This is a genomic window from Chamaesiphon sp. VAR_48_metabat_135_sub, from assembly GCF_031418915.1.
Classification (GTDB): domain Bacteria; phylum Cyanobacteriota; class Cyanobacteriia; order Cyanobacteriales; family Chamaesiphonaceae; genus Chamaesiphon.
This window is the reverse complement of record NZ_JANOJV010000099.1, coordinates 1-7,091: the sequence shown is the minus strand read 5'-3', so window position 1 is coordinate 7,091 and position 7,091 is coordinate 1. Positions and strand designations below refer to the sequence as shown.

The following is a 7,091-nucleotide window of genomic DNA, read 5'->3' as shown; positions in this document are numbered from 1 at the left end:
GCAGCAAAATAAATAACTACCTAGATTGTAATTGTTTGCGAGAGCCTTTCGTTGAGAATATTCTTGCCAAGGGTTCCTCGTTAGCGTCGTCTCTGAGGATCGGTATCTAACTCCCGACACATCCGTCAGTTCACAAATTCTCTTCACAAACTAAACAGACTACTATGGCGGCAACTTACACGATCGCAAAAAATAACGCCCAGACTATTACTGGTAAGGATAACGATATCATCGATGGTGGTGATTATAAAACCGATATCTCTGCGGGTGATGGGATTAACCTCATTCGCACTGGCAATAAAAGCGATGTCATCAAAACTGGCGATGGTAATGATTTCATCGATGCTGGCGCTGGCAAAAACAAAATCGATGCTGGTAAAGGCGACAATCGCATCCTAGCTGGTAAAGGTGATGACACGATCACCATTGGGGCTGGTAATAGCACTGTCTATAGCGGTGGTGGTGACGATACAATTACCGCACTATTTGGTAACTCGATTATTAATACCGGAAAGGGTGATGATACAGTCACGCTGGGTGGTGGTAATAACCGGATTGTCCTGGAGGCTGGTAAAGGCAGTGCGACGATTACCGGATTTGACATCACTAAAGACCAACTGCGTCTAGGTGAAAGCTTGATGGGCAAGACTTTGACATTTACTACCAAAGGCGCGGACACCGTGGTGATGGATGGTAAAGACGTAGTTGCTACACTCAAAGGTGTCAAAACAGGCGCGGAGTCACTCAGCAGTGCCGATATCTATAGCTATGAAGCGACAGAACTAGGTTCGTTTAATACTACGAATCTGAATGCTAACGTGATTGCTGCGGGAATCAATGACTTCGGGCAAATTGCTGGACGTTACGATACCGCTTTTACCTTCCTCAATGAGAATGCTACAACTGCTGTACTCACCAGCAACATTATCCGTCAAGGATTTGTCTGGGAAAATAAAAAGCTATCGGCACTTACCAATGTTGGTGTGAAAAAAGGTCAATCTGACTTTGGGGCACCCGACGGTGCGACAGTGAATATGCTGGTACCCAACGTCCGAAATATTAGCAATCGGGGTCTGATTGTCGGTACTGTTGATGAAGTTCGTCAACCGATCCCCGTCGCCACAGATCGGGCACTTGCGTGGGAACCCGATGGTGCTAAGTACAAATTGACAATCAATGATTTTGGTGGACTGGAGAGCTACTTCTTTGATGCCAACAATAGCAATCAAATTGCTGGTCGCAATATCCTCTCTGACGGATTTGAAAATCCCCTGGTGTTTGAAAATGGTAAAGTTACCGATCTCGCAGATCTCGGTGGCGATGGCGGTACTGCACAAGGTATCAACAATAAAGGGCAGCTTGTTGGAACTATCGACAGTGATGGCAAGCTCGACGAAAAGTTTACTAATACAGCAGCGATCTGGGAAAAAGATGGTAAGGGTACTTACCAACTCACAAATCTGGGTACCTTTGGTGCTGCACAAGCCAGCTTGCGCGATATCAATGATGCAGGTCAGATAATCGGTGCGAAAAGTAATGGTTTATCCGGTGCGGATGCAGTTACCAACCCATTTATCCTCCGCAATGGTAAACTTACCGACTTAGGCAGTTTGGGCGGTAAAACAGGCTCAGTCAATGGCATCAACGCCTTGGGCGTAGTCGTTGGTGCATCCCAAACCACCATCTTAGGTGGAGCTGATGGCAAAACACTACAAAACCATGCTTTTGTCTGGAGTGAAGGGAAAATGACTGACCTAAATAGTCTCGTCACTAAACCAATCGTCTATAACGGTGCAAAAGTCGTCTTGACTAGTGCTGTTGGCATCAACAACTTTGGGGATATTGCGGCAACTGGAAGCTTCATCTACAAAGATGCTGTAACTGGCAAAGATACGGTTGGAACTCGCGCTTATGAGTTGAAAGGCCTCGCCAACAAAGTTATCGCTGGTGCGAATAACAATCCGATGCAAAAAGTTGCGTCTAACTCCGTCGCGCAAGAGATGGCGAAGGTTGGGACTGTCATTGCTGCTGGTGATAGTGTCAAGTCAGCGAACACTGGCATTAATCCTGTGGTATCCGGTAATGGTATTGGCGGAGCTGCGCTAGGCGTTGTCAATCCGCTTGAGACTGTCAATCCGCTCTTGACAAATAGTCAACCAGTTGTGACTGTCGGTCTACCTGGATAATTCCATGATGGCTAAGTTCTCAGGGGTATTTTGACCATTACTGCGAGATCCCCGACTGTCTTGTCGTTTTTTTATGCGGGGGTCCCCCCCGAATAAAAACGCCGCTTCTTGAAGAAGTCGGGGATCTATCCTAACCTTATCAAAATCTGGCAGCATCACCAGTCCTAAATTCATACAATCGAATTTGTCAGCTATGTCTTCAACGGTTCAGGTCGGAAAACGTACATTTACGACAGATGCAATTTGCGAACAACTAACTAGTTCCGATCTGCTTCCGCAGTTACTGAGGGAGATGATTATCGATGAGATTTTGGCAGATTGGGATGTCGAGATCGATGGTAAGATTCCTTACAATCGGGAAGAATTTACCGAAGGGTGCGATCGACTGGGAAGACTAGCAGGCTATCAAGGGCTAAATCAACTCCAACTTTACAAGATTGTCGATCGACATTTACGATTGCAAAAGTTTAAACATACTCGCTGGAGTAGTCGAGTATACAGTCATTATTTACAGCGCAAAAGTAGCTTCGATCGAGTCAAGTTTTCATTGATTCAAGTAGACGATCGAGGATTAGCTGAAGAACTATATTTTAGAGTCCAACGAGGCGAACAATCTTTTTCAGATTTAGCATTTAGATATTCTCAAGGTGATTCAGCGAAGGATGGCGGCAGAGTTACGGCAATTGATATCGATCGAACTCATCCAGAGATAGTTCCATACTTACGCAGTTTAAAAGAGGGCGAAATATCCGCTATTTTTACATTAAATAACTTACATACTTTCGTGAGGTCGGAGGGTTCTATCCTCGCTGAATTAGATGATAGTTTAAATCAGATCTTAATCGACGAATTATTTGAGAAATGGGTGCAGCAAAAGATCGCCGAGCGATTGGGATTATTTGAGATCGAAGATGTCATTAATACACATAGTCCAGAACTGAATTACGAAACCGAACTACCAGACGTTGAACCAGAATTATTAGAACTCATCGGAAAAATGGACGAACAACCAGAAAGATCGCAATTACTAGAGCCGACTGCTTCATTTTTCTTTCCCAAGGAAATCCCTGAGTCAAATTATGATTTTGAGGATGTAGTTCCCTCCTCTAGTTTCTTTTATCCAAAAGATAGTCCGACCCAACTTATTTGTAAGTCTCGTAGTGCTTGGGATTTTCAAAGAATTGTATCATTTATACTGTTATTCTCTATATTTTTGGGCATAGAAGTTGTTACACTAAAAATGTTTAATCGCCTAGACATCCCTCAACTGAATGTCGGGAGTGCTCGAATACCCTAGAGGTAATTGAGTGCAGAACCGCCAGCAGCAAAATAAATAACTGCTTAGATTTTAGCTGCCATTGACAGTAAATTCACTTGAACTTAGATCCCTAACTTATGACAATAGAATCATTTGAAGAAACATCGATCGAACGGGAATTTCCCAAGCAGTTAGATTTAGCTCAAGTCTGTATTTATGGATTGAGTATTCTCTCCGCAGGGATATTTTTATTCTTGCCTTTTTTCAATCTCCTGCATCCTAGCCCCTGGCAAAGATCGATGGGAGCCATTCACGGCTTTGGTTCGCTCCTAGCTACCGTGGTGGCTGTTTATACCGGACATTTAGCCTTTCCACTCCTACGCGGCTCGGCGAAGATCTTGCCTCAAGTACGAACGCTGACATTTTGGGCAACCTCGATCGCATTTTTGGCGATTGCTACTGGTAACTGGGCGTACATGCGCTATCGTGCTGATGCCGAATTTGGTGGTGCTAGAGCTTGGCTCAAAGAAAATAGCCCACTAGCTCAATATGTCTTGATGGAATATCACGAGTTTAGCGTTCTATTCACCTTACCAATTGGTGTCGCTTGTACCTGGATTTTGTGGACATACGGCGATGCAATTTTAGACAAAAAACATCGCGTTGTTCTCTCAGCCACTTGCGTTGCGCTGATGGGGCTGATGTTTTTTGCAATGGGTGGCTTAGTCACTGGATTAGGTATCGCTAAAATTCGCGCGCTCTAATCACTTATTACTGCATTTACTAGGTAATTAAATCATGACAAATACTCGAACTAAAAAACTGCCTGGAAATGCACCTATTTATGGGAAAGTATGGGAAACTCTGAAACAATTTCCCGCAGGTTTAGCCACAGGATCTAATCAACCGCCCGCCACATCTGGCCCAGCGGCAGCAGCTTTAATTAGTGCTGGAATTGGTTGCTTTACAATGATGGTGACTCATCATCTGTCTGATACATCTAAAGAAAGAGAGAAATTTATCTGGGGACTCGGTAAATGGATTCCTGGTAGTGATACTGGTGATAAACTGTGGGGAAATATTGGTAGCTATACAGGCAAAGAAACCATGCTCTTAGTCGGCTGGTTAGTAAGCTGGATTATCCTGCACAATTTACTCAAAAATAAGCAAGTTAAAACCAGCACGATCTTTCTGTGGACATTTGGACTATTTGTCGCAGCAGCGGCGATGAGTTGGCATCCAATGTTCCCTTATTTACCGTTAGTATAACTGACATAGTTCCGATATTTAGTGTCATCTGGCGCAGTTAATTATGAATGATATATCTCAGGATTTTAGTGGAAATTTGACTCGATCGATCGAGATGCAATTAGTAACTACTGTCGTTAAACCCGCGCGAATTTCTGCCGAAGAACTGCATAAATACGTACTGGGATTAATCGGTGTGTTAATGCTATTTGCGATTACCTATCCAATCGCCATGCATCGAGTTGCCCAAGAGGAAAAATTTGCACCATACAAATTCTATCTAAAATCTTTGACGCTAGAATACAAACCAATTAAGCCCCAAGCCAATAGTCGATCCTAACTACTATTTTATTAGCACTTCGATCGATTAATCCATCGGGGTGTCGATCGCTAGCCACTCTACATTCATGTAAAATATTATAGAGAAGTTAATCATGAACAACCTACCTCAAGAATTTGGAACCAATTTGAACGAATCGATCGATTCTGTGAACACGATCGATAAACCAGTAAGAATTTCTGCCGGAGAACTGCATAAATACGTGCTGGGATTAATCGGTGTATTTGTAGCAATTGTGATTACTTATCCGATCTCAATGAATCGAGTTGCCCAAAAAGAAAAATTTGTACCATATCAATCTCATGTCAAATCTTTGACACCAGAATACAAACCAGTCGAACCTCAAGCTGAAACTGCTACCGTTCCAGTCGCTCCAACTCAAACTCCAGCGCAGGTAGTAACTACGCCAGAACATACGCTGAATCGATTTATGAAGTCAGTATATGCCGTTGCGTATAGTCCTGATGGTGAGCTACTTGCAGCTAGTACAGCAGCAGGTGGGATTAAATTTTGGGATTCCAAAGATCGGACAATTACCAGAGAGTTTCCCGCCCATGACAGCCTCATTTATGGGATTGCTTTTAGTCCTAATAGTAAAACCTTCGCTACCGCCAGCGATGACGGCACGGTGAAGCTGTGGGGCGCAAAATTGGGAGAGCGTCGAGTTACGCTCAAAGGGCATGAAAAAACCGTCTATGGTGTCGCATTTTCACCAGATGGCGAGACAATTGCGACGGGAAGTTTCGATCGAACAGTGAAGCTGTGGGATGTCAAGAGTGGTGACTTGAAAAAGACGCTAACAGGGCACGAGAACTTCGTCTACGCCGTGGTATTTACCCCCGATGGCAAAAACATCATTAGTGCCAGTGAAGACAAGAGCATCAAGGTATGGAACGTGCAGACGGGTGAAGTAGTGCGATCGATCTTAGGTCATACAGCTCCAGTGATGTCAATTTCTGTCTCACCCGACGGACAAACACTCGCTAGCGGTGGCGAGACGATAAATCTCTGGAATTTGTCAACCGGAACAGTCAAAAATACGTTCCAAGGACACACTGGCGCGGTTTATTCGGTCAAATTTAGTGCCGATGGCAAAACGATCGCCAGTAGCGGCGTAGACAATACCATTAAGCTGTGGGATGTGGATACGGGCAAATTGACTCAATCGCTAGAAAGCCATGCGACGCTGGTTCCTAGTGTCGATTTCGATCGCAATTCTGCTGCACTAGCTAGTGCAAGTCTCGATGGCACAGTCAAGTTATGGAATGCGCGGTAAATTAATTGATAATCTCACATCTTGCATCAAAACATAGTTACTAGTGGATGGTGGATGGTGAATGGTAAATCGCGAATGTCTATTTCTTGGGTGGGAAGGGAGTATGAGTAAGTTTTGAGGCTATTTGTATCAGTTGTTATGTACTGGTGCAAGCTGTGAGTAATTGACAATTGGGGGATTTCAATCCCCACTTAATTAGTAGAAATTAAATTAATAGTGCTGATGGAGACACCCGAACCACTCATAGAAACACCACCTAATCCCGAATTTCCCAAACAATTAGATTTGGCTCAAGTCTGTATCTATGGATTGGGCATTCTTTCGACCTGCCTATTTTTATTATTGCCATTTTTCAATCTTTTACATCCTAGCCCCTGGCAACGATCGATCGGTACTATTCATAGCCTTAGTGCTCTCCTGGCGAGTGTTTTCGCTATTTATACCGGACATTTCGCTTTTCCGCTGCTCCGAGGCTCGGCGAAGATTTTACCTCAAGTGCGGACATTAATATTTTGGACAACATCGATCGCTTTTGTCGCGATTGTAACTGGTAATTGGGCATATATGCGTTTTAATGCCGATCTCGAATTTGGTGGTGGTAGAGCTTGGCTCAAAGAAAATAGTCCTCTAGTACCATCTCTCCTGAGTAACTATCACAAATTTAGTGGATTATTTATTCTCCCGATTGGTGCTGCTTGTACCTGGATTTTGTGGTCGTATGGCAATGCGATTTCAGACAAAAAATATCGTGTTGTCCTATTGGCTTCTTGCGTTGCGCTGATG

At 43.8% G+C, this 7,091-nt stretch carries 7 protein-coding genes; all 7 read left to right on the top strand.

The window, feature by feature from the left end; all coding sequences use genetic code 11:
* The first annotated feature begins 164 nt into the window (after nucleotides 1-164).
* On the top strand, nucleotides 165-2,186 hold the full coding sequence (locus tag RMO55_RS07520) for a hypothetical protein (protein WP_310425464.1): 2,022 nt from the start codon (nucleotides 165-167) through the stop codon (nucleotides 2,184-2,186).
* Nucleotides 2,187-2,379: 193 nt separating this feature from the next.
* Nucleotides 2,380-3,483 (top strand): peptidylprolyl isomerase, encoded by a 1,104-nt coding sequence (locus tag RMO55_RS07515; RefSeq protein ID WP_310425462.1) that lies wholly within the window; start codon nucleotides 2,380-2,382, stop codon nucleotides 3,481-3,483.
* A 98-nt stretch (nucleotides 3,484-3,581) separates the two neighbouring features.
* Nucleotides 3,582-4,208, top strand: coding sequence for a hypothetical protein (locus tag RMO55_RS07510; protein ID WP_310425460.1), 627 nt, complete (start codon nucleotides 3,582-3,584; stop codon nucleotides 4,206-4,208).
* 34 nt (nucleotides 4,209-4,242) lie between these two features.
* Entirely contained in the window at nucleotides 4,243-4,713 is a 471-nt protein-coding gene (locus RMO55_RS07505) for a hypothetical protein (RefSeq protein WP_310425458.1), read from the top strand.
* A 43-nt stretch (nucleotides 4,714-4,756) separates the two neighbouring features.
* Complete coding sequence (locus RMO55_RS07500) at nucleotides 4,757-5,032, top strand: hypothetical protein (RefSeq protein ID WP_310425457.1); 276 nt, start codon at nucleotides 4,757-4,759, stop codon at nucleotides 5,030-5,032.
* A 94-nt stretch (nucleotides 5,033-5,126) separates the two neighbouring features.
* On the top strand, nucleotides 5,127-6,308 hold the full coding sequence (locus RMO55_RS07495; RefSeq protein WP_310425455.1) for a WD40 repeat domain-containing protein: 1,182 nt from the start codon (nucleotides 5,127-5,129) through the stop codon (nucleotides 6,306-6,308).
* A gap of 222 nt (nucleotides 6,309-6,530) precedes the next feature.
* Nucleotides 6,531-7,091: hypothetical protein (locus RMO55_RS07490; protein ID WP_310425454.1), on the top strand; the 561-nt coding region annotated here is incomplete at its 3' end.

Excerpts from the sequence above, each read along its gene's own strand:
- RMO55_RS07505 (WP_310425458.1), top strand. The coding sequence starts at position 4,243 with ATGACAAATACTCGAACTAAAAAACTGCCTGGAAATGCACCTATTTAT.
- RMO55_RS07515 (WP_310425462.1), top strand. The coding sequence starts at position 2,380 with ATGTCTTCAACGGTTCAGGTCGGAAAACGTACATTTACGACAGATGCA.
- RMO55_RS07510 (WP_310425460.1), top strand. The coding sequence starts at position 3,582 with ATGACAATAGAATCATTTGAAGAAACATCGATCGAACGGGAATTTCCC.
- RMO55_RS07500 (WP_310425457.1), top strand. The coding sequence starts at position 4,757 with ATGAATGATATATCTCAGGATTTTAGTGGAAATTTGACTCGATCGATC.
- RMO55_RS07495 (WP_310425455.1), top strand. The coding sequence starts at position 5,127 with ATGAACAACCTACCTCAAGAATTTGGAACCAATTTGAACGAATCGATC.
- RMO55_RS07520 (WP_310425464.1), top strand. The coding sequence starts at position 165 with ATGGCGGCAACTTACACGATCGCAAAAAATAACGCCCAGACTATTACT.